Raw genomic sequence first — 19,280 nt, 5'->3', positions numbered from 1 at the left:
AGTGGGGCCATCCCCGAGGAGTCGAACATCTACCGTCGCGCTATCGGATCCCGTTACGTCTGTAGAAACATCATCCAATCCCAGATGCTCAAGGAGTTCCATGCCATCGCGGCCCGATAGGCCGAAGAAGTACCCCTGCTTGACGTCTCCGTTTCGATCAAACGGACTTCCTGCGTAGCTCTTTGCGAGCCGGACCGATTCCGGGATTGAAGCGAGCGGGATAGGAACATCAAGTTCGAAATAGGTAGTCCGAACTTCTCGTCCGGCGTCGTCCCAAGGACGATTGTCGAACGGCGTCTTTGCCGGCCGTGAGGATAGTTGCACCACGCTAATTGCTCTCAGGTAGCCGTTTGCGTAGTGGAAAACGAGGTCGCCAATGCTTGCTTCATCCAGAGCGTCCCAGTGCCCGAAACGGCGACCTTCTGATGTCGCAATCGGCGCCCAGAGAACTCCAAGGCGGAGTTCATCCGCGTACGTTTGACCCTGATTTACCCACCAGAAGTTTGTTGACTGTATGTCGTTAGACATTGGATGGCTCTCTGCTGCATCCGGATCCGCTGGGCTCGATCTGGCAGACGCCACCGGGCCTCGAAAAATGCAAGCAATTGTGACGCTAATCCCCTTGCACCGCTAACTCGACCCCCAGATCGCGTGTCCGGAGCCACCCGACTAGTGCGCAACTGCCCGCTCCGGCGGCGGTCACAGGCGCCAACACTCAAGGCCACACTCGTTCCCTCCTTCCCAAAACCCTTGGACCCGCGCCATGATCGAGACAGCACTTCTTGAGCAACACTCACGGCTGAGGATGAGCGGAAGAGGGCATCATGGGGGATTCAACTCTCGACGACGCGGCAAACCACACAGTCGACGGCGCCGAAGCGGAGCCACCGGAACGGGAACAGAAACCCGTGCACGAACACGAGCACGCGCATCCACCCGCGAAAGCCCGTGCGAAGACCGCAGCCGAACCCCCACAACGCCCCCGCAACACCCCACCGATCCGCCTTCCCAACCGACGGCTCCTCCGCACCTACGCTTTCGACCCGATGTCGACGCGGCTCTCGGGCCGGTTCCTCACCCTGGACATCCCGTTCGAACGGGGGCTCGACCCGGGGCCGTCGGGTGAGCTCATCCAGGTGGTCGACTTCGATGCGGCTCACGACGTCTGGTACCGGCCGGTCGATCTGAACGATCCGTCGATCCTCGCGCAGAGCGGGTTGACTCCTTCCGAATCCGATCCGCGCACGCACCAGCAGGTCGTGTACGCCGTGGCGATGAGTGTGATCGAGCGGTTCGAGCGGTTCGGGGGGCGGCGGTTCCGGTGGCGCGGCGGCCGGGAGCTGCGGATCGTGCCCCACGCCTTCGAAGACCGCAACGCGTTCTTCGACCCTGAGCGTCGCGCGGTGCTCTTCGGCTACTACCGCGCCGACGAGCGCGACCCGGGAGCGAACCTGCCGGGCCAGGTGATGTTCACGTGCCTGAGTGTCGATGTGGTCGCACATGAGGTGACGCACGCGATCGTGCACCGCATCCGCAAGTATTTCTCCGAGGCGACCAACCCGGACGTGTTCGCGTGGCATGAGGCGTTCGCCGACCTGGTCGCGCTGTTCCACCACTTCCTGTTTCCCGAAGTGGTCTCCGAGGCGGTCGCCAACTCGCGTGGTGAGCTCAAGAAGGGCTCGGCACTGCTCGACCTGGCCCTCGAGTTCGGCGAATCCACGGGGCGTGGCGCTGCGCTACGCTCGGCGCTCGGGTCGCCGCGCACGCCGAAACAGTTCCTCAACGCGACCGAACCGCACGAACGCGGATCCTGCTTCGTGGCGGCGGTCTTCGACGCCTACCTCGACACCTACATCGAACAGATCTCGGACCTGCGCCGCATCGCGACCGGCGGCACAGGCGTGCTGCCCCCTGGGGCGCTCCCGCCCGACCTGGTCAAGCGCGTGACGGTCGAAGCCATCCGCAACGCGGACCGGCTGCTCGGGATGGTCGTGCGCGCCTTCGAATACCTGCCGGTCGTCGATGTGACCTTCGGGGATGTGGTGCGCGGCATCGTTACGGCCGACCGCGCGCTCTACCCCGACGACGCGTTGCACCTCCGCACGAACCTCGTCGAGGCGCTCCGCCGCCGGGGCATCTACCCGCCGGCAGTCTCCTCCCTCGCGGAGGCTTCGCTGGTCTGGCCGACGCCTCCCGCGCCGCTCAGCCTCACGGTCGGCGACCACCGGGTCGACCTCGCACCGCTCATCGAAGACGCCACCCGCAACCTCGACACCTACGGGGAGGCGTCGACGATGGTGTTGAGTGCGGAAGACGACGACCCCGAAGTCGTGTCGATCGACGCGGATGCTCCACCTGAGGCTCCGTCGGCCGAACACAACTCCACGACAGCTGTGGACCTGCTCGCCTGGGGCAAGGCGCACGCTCACGAACTCGGTCTCGACCCCGACCTGAGACTGGAACTCGTCGGAGTCCACGCGGTGTACGTGCAGGCGTCCGACCTGCAGCCGCGCCCGATCGTGGTGGCACAATTCGCTCAACGTCACGAAGAGCTCGAAGACCAGAACCTTCCGCGCGACAAGCGGGTGCCCATCCGCTCAGGGACCACGGTGATCGCACGGGTCGACGGCGAGGTCGTACACCTCGTGCTGAAACCGCTGCCGCTCGTGAACGCGAAGGCGCTGGACGACCCGCAGACGTTCGAAGGGCATCCGTTCGCGGATGAGGTCCAGGCGTTCGCGCAATCCTGCAACGAGATCGGGCAGAAGCGCGCCAAGGGGCTGCAGAACTGGAGCGACCAGGTCACCTCGGCGGATGCGCTGGCCGCCTGGACGGACCAGCCGTCGCAGCTGCGGCTCACCTTCGCGCAACTCCACGCCGACCAGGAACTGCAGTTGCTGATCGACGCGAAACAGGCGGCGGCGCGGAAGGCGCGCCATGCGCACCGCCACCGCGGGCAGGGGGCGGGTCATGTCTGAAGCCACCGCTGTGACGACGGCAGCTGCGGCGACCGCCGCCGATGCGACTGCCAGCACGACAAGCCCGGGCACCGAGGCAACGCCTACCGCCACGACAAAAACGGAGACCACCGTCTCGGTCCGCATGTACAACGTCGGCTTCGGCGACTGCTTCGTCGTGACCGTGAGCCGGGGCGACCAGGTCTGGCGGATGCTCGTGGACTGCGGCGTCCACAGCCAGGGCCGCGCAAAGGTGGACGGCGTGTCCCGCACGATCGCCGAGGTCGTGAAGGCGGTCATCGCCGACCTCGCCGAGGTCACGCCGACGGGCACTCCCCCGCGCTTGGACGTCGTCGTCGCAACCCATCACCACCAGGACCACATCACCGGCTTCGCGGTCCCCGACTGGGAGTCGGTCGATGTCGGCGAGGTGATCGTCCCGTTCGTCGAGGACACGGCCGACAAGGACGCGCAGGCGCTGCGCAACTCGCTCGTGTCGACGGCGACGAAACTGAACGGGATCATCGAGGCGACCGCCAAGCGACGGGAACGCCGCGGCAACGGCTTCACGGATGCTCTCTCGCTGGCCAATTCGTTCGCGATCAACTCGATGGGCAACGCGGCGGCCACCGACCGGCTGCTGCACCGGAACGGCCAGCACTTCCTGGAGCCGACGCACGACATCTTCTTCGCGCCCGACCGCGACCCGGCGAAGAACGTCCTCCCGACGCCGATCGACGGGGTGAGCATCCACATCCTCGGGCCCTCCCGCGACCCGAAGCAGCTGTCGCTCATGAACCCACCCGCGTCGGCGGAGTGGCTGCAACTCGACCCCGACCAGGGACTCGACGATGACGACACGCCCGCGCTGTTCCCGGCGATCTACGTGGTTCCCGATGACGAACACGACGAGCTCCCGGCTGAGCTCACCAAGGCGCGCGCATCCCTTCGCCTGTCGCAGCTTGCGACGAGCGACGAGGCGCTGCTCGGCGCGGCTGCTGTGCTCGAACGCTCCGTCAACAACACGAGCGTGTATTTCGTGCTCGACGTGGCGGGGACGCGACTGCTGTTCGTCGGCGACTCCCAGGAGGGGGCGTGGGAGCACGTGCTCGACGATGCGGCGTCCCGCGAGCTGGTGAGCAACGTGGCGTTCTACAAGATCGGCCACCACGGGTCGCACAACGCGACGCCGAAATCGTTCGTGGAATCGGTGCTCGGCGACGGCGCCTACGCGATGCTGCCGTGGGGGCTCGTCAAGAAATGGGCGGACACGATTCCGAAAGCGGAGCTGCTCGCGGCGCTCGCCGAACACAAGGTGCACCTGATCAGGGCGGATGCTCCGGTCGCCGATACTCCGCAGATCGAGGTCGGCCCCGGGCAGCTGTGGAGTCAGGTGACGTTCACGGTGCCGTAGGCGACGCCGGCGCAGGCTGGGCGGGAAGCACCATCAGGGTCTCCCAGGTGGGGTCGGCCCACTGTGGGGTCTGGGTCAGGTGCGGTGCGTAGAGACCGGCACCCTCGATGCGGGCGCGCACGCTCGAATGCAGGACCGCATCCGCCGGGATCGGCCGCTTGCGGTCGATGAGGATCTTGTAGATCCACGGGTTCGTGTGGATGATCCCGTTGACGTTGTCCGCGCTCACCGCGCAGGCTTTCGCGTACGCGGCGGGTTCGACGAGCATCCCTTCTTCGATCGCTCCCTCGACGATCCACTTGAGCGAGACGGTCGAGAGGCGCGGGTCGTCGGGGAACGTTCCGCCGACATCCGTGTGGACACCAGCGAACCAGACCTCCTCGAGGCGGGAATCGTCGGTCGGGGTCACGAGATATTCGCGGAACGGCCTGCGCTTCTCGTCGATCGACACGGCGTGACGCACGCGGGCGTCGTTCACGAGCTTCCGCGTGTACGGCCACTTGATGTCCCATTTCAGGAGACCGGCCGCCTTCACGGTGTCGAAGGCACCCAGGTAGGCGATGGGCACGGTCGTCCGATCGCGGGTGACCTTGCGGGAGAAGTTGCCCGAGAACTCGTCGATGTCGGCCCAGTGGTCCTTGTCGTCGCCGCGCCGGCGGGCGAACTCGGCGACCGCGTACGGGACGAGGTTCTCCGAGCCGGGATACAGCAGGCCGATGGTGCGGAGCATCCCCGACAGTGCGCGCGCCGTGTAGGCGCCGCGGCTGAACCCGAACAGGTAGATGCGGTCGCCGGGGTTCCACTCCTGCATGAGCCAGGTGTACGCCTCGCCCAGGTTCTGGCGCAGGCCGTTGCCGAACGCGAGACCGCCGAGCCGCGACAGGGCGCGGGCGACGACGCTCCAGGATGCGGCAGATGCGAACGTACCGACGCCGGGGTCGTAGTACGCGATCTGCTTGTCCGGATCGCTCAGGTCGAGCATCGAGAACACTTTGATGACGTTCGAGTCGCCTGTCGCGCGCGGCTGAGCGCCTGTTCCGTCGAGACAGATCACCAGGTTCTTGCCCATCGGACACCTCCGCAGGTCGCCGTGCAGCACGGTTGGGATACACGGTAGCGGGGCCGTGCCCGCGGTGGCTAGAGGCTCGCGCGCTCAGCCGAACGTGGCGAGCACGAGCTGCAGGGCGAGGCCGGCCAGCGGGATCGAGAAGGTGAAGACGAGGCCGAAGGCGAGCCCGGTCAGGCCGGGCCCGAGGCCACGGTAGGTCGGGACGCGGAAGAAGCTGACGGCCGCGAAGAGGATCGCCGCGACTGCGACACCGGTGCCGATGAGGGAGAACGCGACGGCGACCCATCCCACCGCGCCGAACGGAGGCATCCGCCAGGCCAGGTCGGCGAGCACGACGGTGACGACGAACAGCATGGCCGACGTCGCCCCGAGGTTGAGGCTGCGGTAGGCGAGCACGTTGCGCAGGTGCCTTCGGCCGACGACATCCGCGCCCGGCCGACGGCCCCTGAGCGGGAGATAATCGTCATCCTCGTCGTCCTCATCGTCCTCATCGCCCTCATCGCCGCGATTCGCGCGTCCGGCTTCGAGACCTGCGCCCTCGTCGCCCGACGAGATGATCTCTGCGATGCCCGGTGACGGCTGCCGCGTGTGGTCGCTCCACGAGAGTCCCGTCCACCAGCGCTGGCCCAGACCCCCGGTGGGGTCGGGATACCAGCCGGCTTCGGGAGCGCGGGCGTCGGTCATGCGGAGCCTTTCGTCGGACTCAGGGCATCCACAGGTTAGTGAGGCGCGCATCCCTGCCACGAGCCCCAGAGCGCGGGCCAACCCCAGCTCGCCGGCCAACCCCGCCGCGCCGGCCGGTCACGCGACCGTGCCGCCCTCGAGGTACTCCTTCAGCCGTTTCATCATCCGCTCGTTCTCTCTCACGGTCGTTCTCACGACGATCGGATGCACGGCCGCGAGAAACCCGCTGGTGACGATCTCCCCGGTGCGCACGACGCGCGTGCCGCCGGCGACCGGCGCCAGTTCGTAACGGATCGTGATCGCGAGCTTGCCGTCCGTGCGCGCCTGATGGAAGACGAGAAGGTGGTCGGGCTCGTATTCGCGGACCGTCCCGTGCAGGCGCATGCCCTGGACCTCATCCGTGTACGTCGTGCCTTTCACGATCGGGTCATCCGACACCTGGACGGTCGCGCGGTAGGTGCTCGACGGGTCGAGCCACCGCGGGAAGCCGGGAAGGTCGGCCAGCAGCGCGAACACCTCCGCCGGCGGTCGCGCGACGTCGGTCGTGATCGTCCTCGTGGATCTCATCGCCACGGATCCCGGCGACTCAGCACGCCCGACCGCCCTGCGACCCGGATCTTCAGTCCTCGGCGGACGGGCCGAGGTCGGCCGAGCCGACATACCGGTAGAGGACGCGGCCGCCCGGCTCCCACGACTTGTTCTCCAGTGTGAACTCGGCAGCGAGGTTGTCTGCTCCGTAGGTGCCGATGTCGCGGATGGCCGGGGCGGGTCTGCCGCCCGCCAGCGACTCGATCGACTCCCGGTAGATGGTGCCGTCCGGGTTCACCAGGACCGCCGTGTAGTGGCTGGACTCACGAAGGTCGGCGGCCGGGTACCAGTCGCGGTGGTCGATCTGCACCATCGCCGAATCGTCGAGGTCGCTCTTCGGGCGCACGCCGGTGGCCACTCCGTCGACCCAGCGTTCTCCGTCGAAGTAGCTGTACAGGTTGCCGAGGGGGGCTTCGAGGTCCTCCTCGTCGCAGTCGGAGGCGTTCAGGTGCGCGAGCGGGCTGGTCATGTGGCCGATGGTACTGCCGACAGGATGCGGGCGGAAGGGTGCACGGACCTCATCCGTTCTTCGCCGCCGCCTTCGCGGCACGCTTGAACTCGCGCACCCGCGTGAGCGATTCCGGGTCGACGATGTCGGCGACCGACCGGTACGAGCCGGTCTCGCCGTACGGTGCGGAGGCGTCCTGCCAGCCGGAAGCCGCGACGCCCCACTGCTTGCCGAGCAGCGCGAGGAAGATCTTCGCCTTCTGCTCGCCGAACCCGGGCAGCGACTTCAGCCGCTCGAGCACCTCGGCGCCGTCGGGATCGCCCTGCGTCCAGATCGCAGCGGCGTCGCCTCCCCAATCCGCCACCAGGGCAGCACACATCGACTGGATGCGCCCAGCCATGGACCCCGGGAAACGGTGCACCGACGGCGGCTGCTTCATGATGGCGAGGAAGGCGTCCGGGTCGTACGACGCGATCGTCGAGGCATCGAGGTGGCCGCCCATCCGGTCGCGGAGCTTCGCAGGACCGGAGAACGCGGTCTCCATCGGGATCTGCTGATCGAGCAGCATGCCGATCAGGAGTGCGAGCGGGTCGGTGGACAGGAGAGCATCCGCTTCGGCGTCGCCGGTGATGTGAAGGTCGTGGGCCATTCATCCATCGTGGCACCGCGAACCGCTGGCCGCGACCGCCAGGCTGTGATGCTTAGGCGGTGATGCTCATCCGGTCGATCGAGTCGCCGGAGACCAGGAACGTGAACGTCGATGGGCCGTTGAACCCACCGCCGCCGACGCGCGCTCGCACGGCGACTCCATCGGGGATCTCCACGAAGACCAGGTCGTCGAGCGTGACCTGCAGTCCGATGAACTCCCGGTCGCTCCATCCGCGGATCTCGTCACGTCCCGTGAACACGCGCCCCCAGTCGTCGACAGTCCCCGTCGCCGCGAAGGCGTCGAGGAACCGCTCGGTGTCGTGAGCGTTCGCCGCCTCGATGGCTTCGCTCACCACCGCCGGCACGCCCTCGGGGACATGGATGCGCATGAACCCAGTGTGGGTCACAGAACCGCCGAAAAAGGGGAGGCAGCGCGCGAGTCGCCACGTGGTTCGCCGATTTCGGACGATTCGCCGATCTCGGACTATTCAGAGACCCCCTCGGGTTGTCAGCATGGGGATAGGTCTACGGAAACGGAGAGCATCATGGCGCGTGTCGTGCAATACGAGAAGGTCGGCGGACCGGAGGTCCTCGAGGTTGTCGAGGTGCCGGACCCGACGCCGTCCGATGATCAGGTGCTCGTGGAGGTCAAGGCCGCCGGCATCAATCCCATCGACCTGAAGCTGCGTTCGGGCGAGCGGCCGGCGCCATTCAACGGGCCGAGGCGGCTCGGCTCGGATGCGGCAGGCGTCATCCTCGAAGTGGGCTCGGCCGTGTCCGGGTGGGCGCCGGGCGACGAGGTGATCGTTCGCGGTGCGCACGGTGCGGATGCGACGCAGGTGGTCGCATCCGCCGCCCAGCTGGTGCGCAAGCCCGCATCCATCACCTGGGAGCAGGCGGCAGCCCTCGGAACGCCGGTGAGCACCGCCTACCAGGTACTGAAGTCGCTGGAGGTGGGCGAAGGCACGACGCTTCTGGTGCATGCGGGGTCGGGCGCCGTCGGGAGCGCCGCCATCCAGTTCGCGGTCGCGTGGGGTGCGACGGTGATCGCGACCGGCAGCGAAGCGAACCAGCAGCGGATGCGCGACCTCGGCGCGATACCGACGACGTACGGTCCCGGTCTGGCCGAGCGCGTGCGCGCTCTCGCACCGGGCGGAGTGGATGTGGTGTTCGACGCGGTGGGCACGGACGAGGCGCTCGACGCATCCTTCGAACTCGTGCCGGATCGTTCGCACATCGGCACGATCGCCGCGGGCGCGCGCGCCGCCGACCTGGGGATCCGCGCCTGGGCGGGCGGCAGCCCAGTGCCGCTGACGCCCGAGGAGCAGGCGTTGCGCGCCGAGGCGTACCAGGTGGTGGCCGGCCTGCTGGAGCGCGGTGAGTTCACCATCGACGTCGCGCACGTGTATCCGCTCGACGAGGTGGCTGCCGCCCATCGCGACATCGAGTCGGGCGCGGTCACCGGCAAGGTCGTGCTCGTCCCCTGAGCTTCTCTCGGGGCGACCCCGGCTCGCTGGCCTCGGCTCGCTGGCCTCGGCTCGCTGGCCTCGGCTCGCTGGCCGGCGACTTGGCACTCGTGGCTGCTTCGCGGTGGCCAGAACAACCACGAGTGCCAACTCGCGAGGCGCGGGGGCGGGAAAGTGGGTTGTGAGCGCAGTGTGATTGGGCGTGGAATGGGGGCGGGAGGCTGATCATGAAGATCTCATTCATCGGGCTGGGGCGGATGGGCCGCGAACTCGTTGTCCACCTGATCGATGCCGGACACGAGGTGACGGTCTGGAACCGCAGCGCTCCGGCCGCGGAAGACGCGGGAGCACGTGGCGCGACCGTCGCCGGGAGCGCCGCCGAAGCCGTCGCCGGCGCCGAAGTCGTGGTGTCGGCCCTGTTCGGCCCGGAAGCCGTACGCGAGGTGATCCTCGACGCCGGTCTGCCGTTCGCGCCGTCGGCACTGTGGATCGACGTGACCACTGTCGCGCCCGCCGATGCGGCCTCGTTCGCGGCCTGGGCGGCGGATGCGGAGGTGCGATACGTGCACTCCCCCGTGATCGGCTCCCTGGCTCCCGCGCGGGCCGGGCGGCTCGCCGTCCTGGTCGGAGGGGCACCGGATGCGGCGAAGGAAGCGGCAGGGATCGTCGCCGTCTGGGCGGACCCCGACAAGCTCCGGATCGTGGACACCGCTCCGAAGGCGGCCACCGGCAAGCTGATCGCCAACCTTGCGCTGGCCGTCTCGATGGAGGGCGTCGTCGAAGCCCTCCGGCTCGGCCACTCGAACGACCTGAGCACCGATGACGTGCTGTCGGCGCTGTCATTGACCACGCTGGCGCCGCTCGCCGCGAGCAAGGGCGACATCATCCGTGACCGCTCGTTCGATGACACGCAGTTCTCCATCGACCTCCTGCTCAAGGACACTCGGCTGATGATCGCCAGCAGCCGCGTGCCGCTGCCGGCTGTCTCAACAGTTCATGAGGCGCTCGAGGATGCGTCCCGCGACGGCCGCGGCGAGAAGGACATCGCCGCGCTGGCCGAGCCCGACGCCTGAGCCTCTCCGCGCCGCTCCGCTGGCGCGGCCGACCCGGCTGCGGCAAGATCGAGCCATGGAACCTTCGGTCTCGTCCCCTGTCGCGCCGATGCTCGCCAAGGCGGTGGATGCGGTCCCCGACCAGGAGAGCGTCGCCGGCGGCCTCAGTTTCGAACCGAAGTGGGACGGCTTCCGCGCCATCGTCTACTTCGACGGCGAGAAGGTCGAGATCGGCAGCCGCGGCTCTAAAATGCTCACGCGCTATTTTCCGGAGCTGACGGATGCGTTCGCCCGGCTCCTGCCGGGACCGTGCGTCCTCGACGGCGAGATCGTCGTGCCCACAGGAGCGAGCGGCAGTGAGCGGCTCGACTGGGAGGCCCTCTCGCAGCGCATCCACCCCGCCGACAGCCGCGTGCAGAAGCTCGCGGTCGAGACGCCGGCGATGTTCGTGGCGTTCGACCTGCTCGCCGACGGTGACCGGAACCTGACCGGCGTCCCATTCGCCGAGCGCCGCGCGGAACTCGAGCGACTGATCGGCCCGTTGCCGCATCCGCTGCACCTGACCCGGACGACGACGGATGTGGACCTCGCGCGCCGCTGGCTCGTCGAGTTCGAGGGTGCGGGCCTCGACGGCGTCGTGGCGAAGCCGCTGGCGTCGGCGTACGCGCCCAACAAGCGGGTGATGCTGAAGATCAAGCACCATCGGACGGCGGATGTCGTCGTGATCGGGTACCGCATCCATTCGAGCGGTCGCGGCGTCGGCTCGCTGCTGCTCGGGCTGTACGACGACGACGGCCAGTTGCGGAGTGTCGGTGGTGCGTCAGCGTTCAGCGATGCGCGCCGGCTCGAGCTGATCGACGAGCTCGACCCGCTCGTCGAGCGGGACGCCGACGGTGAGATCGTCAAAGGCGAAGGCGAGCGGAGCCGTTTCTCGTCCAGCAAGGACGTCTCATTCGTTCGCCTGCGGCCCGAGCGTGTCGTCGAGGTGCGGTACGACCAGATGGAGGGGATGCGCTTCCGGCACACCGCCCAGTTCGACCGCTGGCGCCCCGACCGCGAGCCCACGTCGTGCACATTCGCGCAGCTGGACCGCCCGATCGCCTACGACCTGAGCCAGGTCATCAGCTGAGGCGGGGGTCGCAGGTCGGCGACCCCCCGCATCCTCAGCAGTTGTGCATCGCGGCGACGGCGGGGCTCAGTGCGCCCGTGCCGCCGATCAGCGTGACGGCGCTGACGCCGCGGCCGGCGAGGTCGGCCTCCGAGCCGTCGGGTACACAGACCGGGTTGACGACGTAGAGCGGCGAGCCCTTCACGGCTGCGAGGACGGCGCCGGAAAGCGCATCCGCGAACGAGGTGCCGGTCGCGAAGTAGGCGGCCGTGCCGGAGGTGAACGCGTCCGAGTTGATCAGCTGCGAGGTGGTGTAGCGGTCGGCGCCGAAGATGCGGTTGACGGGTCCGGATGCGCCGAGCTGGGTCGCAATGCCGGCCGAGACCACGTTCGGGCCGCCGATGACCGTGAAGGCGTTCGCGCCGTGCGCGGTCAGGAAGTTGGTCGTCGCGGTGTCGAGCGACGACTTCGTTCCGTTCACCAGGAGCACCGGGAGGCCGGCAGCTCCGGCCGCAGCGGATGCCGACAGGGCATCCGGGAAGTTCATCCCGGTCGCGACGTACACCTTCGTCATGGGTGTCGATGTCGGGAAGGCGACGTTGATCACCTGGCGCGCGGTATCGAACCGGTCGGTGCCCGCCACCCGGGTGACCGTTGCCGCCAGCGGCTTCAACTGCTGTTCGACCGCCGTCGAGATCGCGCCCGTCCCACCGACGATGTAGATCGTCGACGGGTGCAGAGTCGTGATCTCGGCCTTGACGCTGGCCGGAAGGCGGTTGGGATCCGTGAGAAGCAGGGGGCCGCCGAGCTTCGCCGCCGGAGCAGCCGCAGCAAGCGCATCCGCGAAACCGGTGCCGGTTGCGACGAACACGACGGGCGCGGCCGTCGGGAACGCCTTCTGCGCGACCTGCACCGAGGTCTGGTAGCGGTCCGTCCCTGAGATCCGGGCGACCGTCGGGTTCCAGCGTGCCGACTTCACGTCGAAGACTGCCACGCTACCTGTGATATGAGAGTCGTCGCCGTCGATCGTGACCCAAGCCTGCTTGCCATTGGGGGAGAAGACTAAACTCCATGGTCCGCCACCGCTCACGGCGTACCGGTTGACGACAGCCTTCGAGGAGGCATCGATCACCGCAACGGTGCCGCCGTTCCAGTTGAGCACCCACGCCTGCGAGCCGTCCGGTGAGACCTTGACGGCGAATGGGCCGACGCCGACGTTGGCGATGGTCGACAGGACCTTGTTCTGCGAGGTCGACACCACCGAGACGGTTCCGGGGTGAACCGCGTCACCGGAATTCGTAGCAAAAAGCGTGGAGCCGTCCGGCGTGATGGCGATGCCGTCAGACCCCGCCCCGATCGGAATCGTGGTCTGCACGGTGCCGGCTCCGACGTTGATGACGGTGATCAGTCCCGCACCATTGCCGTTGAAGGCGGACACGACATAGGCAAGCGAACTGTCCGGGCTGAACACGACATCGAACGGAATCCCGCTCACGGGGATATAGTCGACCACGCTGCGTGTGGCCGGATTGACGACCGCTACAGAGCCGGTCGAGCTATTGGCCGGCCAGTCCATGGCGTACGCCTTCGAGCCGTCAGGCGTGAACGCGACATCCCAGAGCTGGTCGGTCCCGGTGATCGTGCCGAGATTGGTGTTGTGCGCCAGGTCGACGACGGTCAGCCCACCAGAATTCCCAGCTCCGTTTGCGTAGGCCACAAGTGCCATCGTGCCGTCCGGGCTGATCGCGAGACCGTTGGCTCCCTGGCCGTCGACGGTCGTCCCCCACAGCTTGGCGTGCGTGGTGGCGTTGTAGGTCGTGAGGTTTCCTTCGATCGCGCCCGGGGGCGCGGTCACGACGACCGCCCTGGCGCCGTCCGGGGTGAACGCGATGCCACCGGGGTTGTTTCCCACGCCGAAGGTGGGCGCCTTGTACGAGTCGGTGGCGGATGCGGGGGTCGCTGCCGCGAGCCCGATGCCGGCAAGGGCAACGGCGGACAGCGCAGCGACGAGCTTGCGCGAACCGCCCGCCCGCCGGGTTCGATCGGTGGACAGGCTTGTTTGTTCGCGCATTTCTCCACGCATTCACCCATGGCGCGAACGGGCGTCCGCTGCTCTGACGCAATTATGCATGAATGCAGGCTTCCGTGGACGGTGCAGTCACCCCCAATTTCAGGGGCGCTTCACGCACCGGATGCGGTCAGGCTTTCTTGCGCGGCTTCGCGACCTTCGGCGGCAGTTCGGAGACGCTCGCCAGGGCCCGTTCGATCCACGGCGTGATGAGCTCCGGCTTGTCCGACCAGTCGGCCGGAAGGCCCACATAACCGCCCATCGGCCGCTCGGCGGGCCCGAAGGGGCCTGTGCCGTCCACCGCTGCGAGTTCGTCGCGGGTCACGTCGTCGAGCACGCGCACCCCGATCACGTCGCCGAACAGCCCGGCGAACATGTTGCCGTGCACGAACGCGCCCAGGTTGCCGAACATCGGCTTGACCTCGACGTCCGGCGCCTCCGGCACGACCGACCGGAAGAGCGCCTTCGTCTCCTCGCCCGGTTTCGGGATCTGCACGTCAGGCCCCCATCGCCGCGGGCACGTTGTGGATGTTCGCGGCCTCGGTGGCGACCTGCTTGGTGATCATCCCCTTCATCAGGACCATCGCGCCCTTCGGGGTGAGGTCGATCGTGAAGGTGACCTCGGTCGTGCCGGGCACGATCTCCCGCAGCACGAACGAGCCGACGGGCCGAGCGGGGCCGGCGATCGTCTCGAAGTCGAGCCGGGTCGGCGCCTCGAAACGGGTGATGCGGTAGTCGCCTTTGATCGCGCGCCCGCCCGGACCTTTCATCGTCTGGGCGTAGGTCGTCCCGACTCCGGGGCCGGTACCTGCGACGTGTTCGATCGAGACGACGTCGGGTCGCCACTTCTGTTCGTTCATGCCATCGGCCAGAAAGTCGAACACCTCGGCGATGGTCCGGTTCACCGTCACGGTCTCAGCGGAATGCGCCATCTGTCCTCCTCGTGCTTCGATTCGTGCTTCGATTCGTGCTTCGATTCAGGCTTCTTTGCGGGCGCGGCTCGGCTGCACGCGCGGGGGCTCCCCCGGCATCTTGGGATAGTCGGGCGGGAACGGAAGCTCGCCGAGGCCATTCTCGAGATCGCGCGCCCACCATCCGAGCAGTTCGTCGATGTTTCCCGGCTTCGCGCCGAAATCGGCCCACGGGTCACCGACGGTCCGCAGCCTGTCCGGCACGGTCAGCACGGTGAACGCCTTCGGGTCGGTGGTCTCCAGCTCGTCCCAGGTGATCGGGGTCGAGACGGGTGCATGTGCGAGCGCGCGCGGACTGTAGGCGCCGGCCATCGTGCGATCACGGTTCGCCTGGTTGAAGTCGACGAAGATGCGTTCCCCGCGCTCCTCCTTCCACCATGCTGTCGTCACTTTGTCGGGCATCCGCCGCTCGAGTTCGCGAGCAGCCGCGATGACCGCGTGGCGCACATCCAGGAACTCCCGTACCGGTTCGATGGGCGCGAACACATGCAGGCCGCGGTTGCCGGAGGTCTTGATGAACGCCTCCAGTCCCGCCTCGGCGAGCACCTTGCGCAGTTCGATGGCGGCCGGGATCGCGTCATCGAAATCCGTGCCCGGCTGCGGGTCCAGGTCGATGCGCAGCTGGTCGGGATTGTCCGAGTCCTCGGCCCGCGACGGCCACGGGTGGAACACGATCGTGTTCATCTGCACGGCCCACACGGCCGCAGCGGGCTCGTCGATGATGAGCTGCGGATGCGACCGGGCGCTCGGGTAGATCACCATCACCGATCGCACGTAGTCGGGTGCGCCCTTGGGCGGGTTCTTCGAGAAGAACTGTTCGCCGTCGATGCCCTCCGGGAAGCGCTGCAGCGACAGAGGGCGATCACCGTTGGCCGCGACGAAGGCGTCGCCCACCGCGATCAGGTAGTTGGCGAGATCGAGCTTGGTGAACCCCAAGTCGGGCCAGAGAACGCGGCTCGGGCTGGAGATGCGCACCTCGCGATCACCGGAAGGACCGTTCACCGTCAGGACAACAGCTTCGCTCGCCATGCGACAACCGTACCCGCTGGGGATGTTCTGCACACCGTTCGGTCGTAGGCTGGCACGGTCATGAGGATCATCAGCTACAACCTGCGCAAACATGCCGCCGGCGGGGAACTCGCCGATCTCGTCGACGAGAACGACGTCGACGTGCTGTGCCTCCAGGAGGCCGACAGCGAAGCGCTTCCCGAGCGGCTCGGCCACCTCATGCTCGCCGACTCCACCAAGACGAACCGCCTCGGGCTGGCGATCTACACGAGCGCGGAGCGATACGACATCCGGTCGACGAAAGTCTTCGCGGTACACAAGTCGATGCACGACCGGGTGCTCGCTCCGGCGCACGAACGCCTGCTCGCCGCGCACCTGGTCGATCGTGAGAGCGGGCAGGATGTGCTGGTCGGGTCGTTCCACGCGGCGCCGCTGACGGCATCCAATTCGCTGCGCCGCAAGCAGATCGCAGCCGCCCACGAAGGGATGCGGTCGCTCGCGGCCGACCTGCCCGCGGTGATGGTCGGCGACTTCAACTATCCGTGGTTCATCCGGGGGCTGGAGCGCCGGCTCACGACGACCGGCTACGAACTCATGCGCAGCACCGAGCCGACCTATGCGCGCTACAAATTCTTCACGGGGTACTTCGACTTCGTGACGTCGACCGGGTTCAGTATCGACCGAGTGGATGTGCTGCCCGCCGGGGCCTCCGACCATCGGCCGATCTCGCTGGCCGCCCACATCACCGCCGCCGCCTGATCCGCGCGGCGCCGCTCTCGACCGGACGTGCGCGGCGGCGTACGGTGGAGCCGGGCCACGGGGTGGTGACATGGACTGGCTGGCGGCGAGCGACTACGGGTTTGCACGTGAGGTGCTCCAGCGCGGCACCGCGGCGATCTACCTGATCGCGTTCATCTCCGCCGTCAACCAGTTCCCGGCGCTTCTGGGCGAGCACGGTCTGCTGCCCGCGCCCGACTTCCTGCGGCTGAGCTACGCGCGACGCCAGCCCACCCTCTTCCGCTGGCGCTACTCCGACCGGCTGCTGCTGGCCGTTGCCTGGACGGGAGCCGCGATCTCGGCGCTTCTCGTGCTCGGCATCCCGCAGCTCGCACCCGGCTGGGTGCCGCTCATCCTGTTCCTCGTCATCTGGCTCGCCTACCTGTCGATCGTGAACATCGGCCAGACGTTCTACGCGTTCGGCTGGGAGAGCCTGCTGCTCGAGGCCGGCTTCACCGTCGCGTTCCTCGGGGGCAGCCAGGAGGCCCCGCCGATCACGGTCATCATTCTGTTGCGCTGGCTGGTGTTCCGGCTCGAGTTCGGCGCGGGGATGATCAAGATGCGCGGCGACCGGTCGTGGCGCAACCTGACGGCGCTGTACTACCACCACGAAACCCAGCCGATGCCGAACCCGGTGAGCCGTTACGCGCACCTGCTGCCGAAGTGGTTCCATCGCTTCGAGGTGCTCGGCAATCATTTCGCCCAGCTCATCGTGCCGTTCTTCCTCTTCGCACCGCAGCCGGTCGCATCCATCGCCGCAGCGATCGTGATCCTCACCCAGCTGTGGCTGGTGTTCACCGGCAATTTCGCGTGGCTGAACGTGATCACGATCGTCCTGGCGTTCTCGGCGATCAGCAACCCGGTCGCGCATGTCATCGTGCCGCTCATCCCGCCGACCGGAGCGACGGATGCGATGCCGCCCTGGTTCGCGTTCCTCGCGCTGGTCGCATCCGCGCTTCTGATCGCCCTCAGCTGGTGGCCGGCCCGCAACCTGCTGTCGCGCCGCCAGCTGATGAACGCCAGCTTCAACCGCTGGCACCTCGTCAACGCGTACGGGGCGTTCGGCAGTGTCACGAAGGAACGCTACGAGGTCGTCGTCGAGGGGACCGCTGCCGAACAGCCGGGCGGCGAGGCGGTCTGGCAGGTCTACGAGTTCAAAGGCAAACCGGGCGACCCGCGGCGGATCCCCCGGCAGTTCGCCCCCTACCACCTGCGGCTCGACTGGCTCATGTGGTTCCTCGCGCTCGGGTCGCACGACTCGCGCTGGTTCCTCGTCTTCCTCTCGAAACTGCTCGACGCCGACCGACGGACGCTCAAGCTCCTGCGCGTCGACCCGTTCGGGGGCACGCCTCCGACCTGGGTGCGGGCCAGACTGTACCTGTACCGTTTCGCTACACGGCGTGAACGGCGGGAAGAAGGAGTGTGGTGGATGCGTGAAGAGGCCGGGATCCTGGTCCCACCGATCTCGCGTTCGACGCAGGCCCGTCGCGGGTACGGCCGATGATCGACGCGACCGTCGTCGGCAGCGGGCCTAACGGGCTGGCGGCCGCCGTCACCCTCGCCCGGGCCGGCCTCGAGGTGGTGCTCGTCGAACGGGCTTCGACCGTGGGCGGGGGCCTGCGCACCGCCGAGCTGACGCTGCCCGGGTTCCGGCACGATGTGTGCTCCGCCGTGCATCCGGCCGCCCTCGCGTCGCCGTTCTTCCGCGCGTTCGGGCTGACCGAGCGGGTGCCGTTCGTCATCCCGTCGGCCTCGTACGCGCATCCGCTCGACCACGGTGTGGCCGGGATCGCCTGGCACGACCTCGAACGCACGGTCGCCGATCTCGGACGGGACGGCAACGCCTGGCGTTCCCTGTTCGGCCCGCTCGTGGACCACATCGAGTCGGTGACCGACTTCACCGGGTCGCAGCTGTTGCGCATCCCTCCACATCCGCTGGACGCGCTGGCGTTCGGCCTGCGTGTGCTCGAACAGGGAACGCCCGCCTGGAACGAGCGCTTCAGGGAACGGATCGCGCCGGCGATGCTGAGCGGGGTGTCCGCGCATGCGGTCGTGTCGCAGCCGTCGCTCGCCGCCGCCGGCACCGGGCTGCTGCTCGGCGCCCACGCGCACGCGGCAGGCTGGGGTTTCCCGGTCGGCGGCTCCCAGTCCATCGCGGATGCGCTCGCCGACGACCTGGTGGCCCACGGCGGACGCATCGTGCTCGACACGGATGTCGCGAGCCCCGCCGACCTGGAACCGTCGCGCGTCACGATGCTCGACACCTCCCCCGCCTTCCTGGCGCGATTCGGCGGCGACCGCCTTCCCGCCGGCTACCGGCACGCGCTGCAGCGTTTCCCTCGTGGCGGTGGCGTCGCGAAGGTCGACTACGCACTGTCGGCGCCGGTTCCGTGGACGAATCCGGATGTCGCCCTCGCGCCCACCGTGCACCTCGGCGGTTCGCGCGGGGCCATCGCGCGCTCCGAACGCGAGGTCGCCCGAGGGCGCATCCCGTCATCCCCGTTCGTGCTGGTCACCCAGCCGAGCATCCTCGACGACACGCGGGCGCCGCTCGGCAAGCACACGCTGTGGGCGTACATGCACGTGCCGGCCGGGTCGATCTACGATCCGACCGAGGCGATCACGCGGCAACTCGAACGGGTCGCGCCGGGGTTCCGCGACACGGTGCTCGCAAGCGCGACGATGACGGCGCGCGACGTGGAGGCGAACAACCCCAACGACGTCGGCGGCGAGATCATGGGTGGCACGGTCAGCGTCTACCGGCTGCTCAGGCGCCCGGTGCTGTCGCCGACACCGTGGGCGACACCGGTGGACGGGCTCTACCTGTGTTCGGCTTCGACTCCCCCGGGGCCGTCAGTGCAGGGGATGAACGGGTGGTACGCGGCGCGACTGGCGGCACACACGCATTTCGGGATCGACGTGAGCTTGGACGACCTGCGGCCGGACGCCAATCGGGGCGACTCGCACTAGGTGTTTCCGAGCGCACTCGTACGTACGCGTGCGCTGGCGAGGAAGAAGTGCG

At 68.0% G+C, this 19,280-nt stretch carries 18 protein-coding genes; 8 read left to right on the top strand and 10 right to left on the bottom strand.

The window, feature by feature from the left end; genetic code table 11:
* Positions 1-824: 824 nt before the first annotated feature.
* Positions 825-2,978, top strand: a complete 2,154-nt coding sequence (locus G3T36_RS09010) for a gluzincin family metallopeptidase (protein ID WP_163289472.1) — start codon at positions 825-827, stop codon at positions 2,976-2,978.
* Complete coding sequence (locus tag G3T36_RS09005) at positions 2,971-4,371, top strand: ComEC/Rec2 family competence protein (protein ID WP_163289471.1); 1,401 nt, start codon at positions 2,971-2,973, stop codon at positions 4,369-4,371. Before G3T36_RS09010 ends, G3T36_RS09005 begins: the two co-directional genes overlap by 8 nt.
* Here G3T36_RS09005 and G3T36_RS09000 read toward each other — a convergent pair.
* From G3T36_RS09000 to G3T36_RS08975, 6 genes are all read right to left on the bottom strand, one after another.
* Positions 4,358-5,440 carry a T6SS phospholipase effector Tle1-like catalytic domain-containing protein gene (locus G3T36_RS09000; RefSeq protein WP_163289470.1) on the bottom strand — a complete coding sequence of 361 codons (1,083 nt, stop codon included), beginning with the start codon at positions 5,438-5,440 and terminating at the stop codon, positions 4,358-4,360. The two genes, G3T36_RS09005 and G3T36_RS09000, sit on opposite strands and share 14 nt — an antisense overlap.
* An 84-nt stretch (positions 5,441-5,524) precedes the next feature.
* Positions 5,525-6,124, bottom strand: a complete 600-nt coding sequence (locus tag G3T36_RS08995) for a DUF2510 domain-containing protein (protein WP_163289469.1) — start codon at positions 6,122-6,124, stop codon at positions 5,525-5,527.
* Between the two features lie 117 nt (positions 6,125-6,241).
* Positions 6,242-6,691, bottom strand: coding sequence for an SRPBCC family protein (locus G3T36_RS08990; protein WP_163289468.1), 450 nt, complete (start codon positions 6,689-6,691; stop codon positions 6,242-6,244).
* A 52-nt stretch (positions 6,692-6,743) separates the two neighbouring features.
* A complete protein-coding gene (locus G3T36_RS08985) occupies positions 6,744-7,181 on the bottom strand; it encodes a hypothetical protein (RefSeq protein WP_163289467.1) in 438 nt (145 codons plus the stop codon).
* A gap of 49 nt (positions 7,182-7,230) precedes the next feature.
* Positions 7,231-7,809 (bottom strand): HhH-GPD-type base excision DNA repair protein, encoded by a 579-nt coding sequence (locus tag G3T36_RS08980; RefSeq protein WP_163289466.1) that lies wholly within the window; start codon positions 7,807-7,809, stop codon positions 7,231-7,233.
* 52 nt (positions 7,810-7,861) lie between these two features.
* Positions 7,862-8,197 (bottom strand): nuclear transport factor 2 family protein, encoded by a 336-nt coding sequence (locus G3T36_RS08975; RefSeq protein WP_163289465.1) that lies wholly within the window; start codon positions 8,195-8,197, stop codon positions 7,862-7,864.
* A gap of 156 nt (positions 8,198-8,353) precedes the next feature.
* Here G3T36_RS08975 and G3T36_RS08970 point away from each other — a divergent pair, with 156 nt between their 5' ends.
* The 3 genes from G3T36_RS08970 (at position 8,354) to G3T36_RS08960 (ending at position 11,455) form a co-directional block, all read left to right on the top strand.
* Positions 8,354-9,295: a quinone oxidoreductase family protein gene (locus G3T36_RS08970; RefSeq protein ID WP_163289464.1), complete on the top strand. Its 942-nt coding sequence runs from the start codon at positions 8,354-8,356 to the stop codon at positions 9,293-9,295.
* 206 nt (positions 9,296-9,501) lie between these two features.
* Positions 9,502-10,347, top strand: a complete 846-nt coding sequence (locus G3T36_RS08965) for an NAD(P)-dependent oxidoreductase (RefSeq protein WP_163289463.1) — start codon at positions 9,502-9,504, stop codon at positions 10,345-10,347.
* Positions 10,348-10,402: 55 nt separating this feature from the next.
* Positions 10,403-11,455 (top strand): ATP-dependent DNA ligase, encoded by a 1,053-nt coding sequence (locus tag G3T36_RS08960; RefSeq protein ID WP_163289462.1) that lies wholly within the window; start codon positions 10,403-10,405, stop codon positions 11,453-11,455.
* Positions 11,456-11,489: 34 nt separating this feature from the next.
* Here the strand turns inward: G3T36_RS08960 and G3T36_RS08955 are convergent, their stop codons facing one another.
* The 4 genes from G3T36_RS08955 to ligD form a co-directional block, all read right to left on the bottom strand.
* Positions 11,490-13,505 (bottom strand): cell wall-binding repeat-containing protein, encoded by a 2,016-nt coding sequence (locus G3T36_RS08955; RefSeq protein WP_163289461.1) that lies wholly within the window; start codon positions 13,503-13,505, stop codon positions 11,490-11,492.
* A 127-nt stretch (positions 13,506-13,632) separates the two neighbouring features.
* Positions 13,633-13,998, bottom strand: a complete 366-nt coding sequence (locus G3T36_RS08950) for a TfoX/Sxy family protein (RefSeq protein ID WP_163289460.1) — start codon at positions 13,996-13,998, stop codon at positions 13,633-13,635.
* Position 13,999: 1 nt separating this feature from the next.
* On the bottom strand, positions 14,000-14,434 hold the full coding sequence (locus G3T36_RS08945; protein WP_163289459.1) for an SRPBCC family protein: 435 nt from the start codon (positions 14,432-14,434) through the stop codon (positions 14,000-14,002).
* Positions 14,435-14,479: 45 nt separating this feature from the next.
* Positions 14,480-15,502, bottom strand: coding sequence for a non-homologous end-joining DNA ligase (ligD, locus tag G3T36_RS08940; RefSeq protein WP_193571053.1), 1,023 nt, complete (start codon positions 15,500-15,502; stop codon positions 14,480-14,482).
* A gap of 60 nt (positions 15,503-15,562) precedes the next feature.
* On the opposite strand from ligD, the gene G3T36_RS08935 reads away from it, so the two are divergent.
* From G3T36_RS08935 to G3T36_RS08925, 3 genes are all read left to right on the top strand, one after another.
* Positions 15,563-16,240 carry an endonuclease/exonuclease/phosphatase family protein gene (locus G3T36_RS08935; protein ID WP_163289458.1) on the top strand — a complete coding sequence of 226 codons (678 nt, stop codon included), beginning with the start codon at positions 15,563-15,565 and terminating at the stop codon, positions 16,238-16,240.
* Positions 16,241-16,310: 70 nt separating this feature from the next.
* Positions 16,311-17,762 carry a lipase maturation factor family protein gene (locus G3T36_RS08930; protein WP_163289457.1) on the top strand — a complete coding sequence of 484 codons (1,452 nt, stop codon included), beginning with the start codon at positions 16,311-16,313 and terminating at the stop codon, positions 17,760-17,762.
* Positions 17,759-19,228, top strand: coding sequence for a phytoene desaturase family protein (locus tag G3T36_RS08925; protein ID WP_163289456.1), 1,470 nt, complete (start codon positions 17,759-17,761; stop codon positions 19,226-19,228). The genes G3T36_RS08930 and G3T36_RS08925 overlap by 4 nt, the downstream gene beginning before the upstream one ends.
* The last annotated feature ends 52 nt before the right edge of the window (positions 19,229-19,280 follow it).

It is taken from the genome of Leifsonia tongyongensis, from assembly GCF_010686705.1.
Lineage (GTDB): Bacteria > Actinomycetota > Actinomycetes > Actinomycetales > Microbacteriaceae > Diaminobutyricibacter > Diaminobutyricibacter tongyongensis.
Note: the sequence above shows the minus strand (reverse complement) of the source record. Positions and strands in the feature narration are given on the sequence as shown.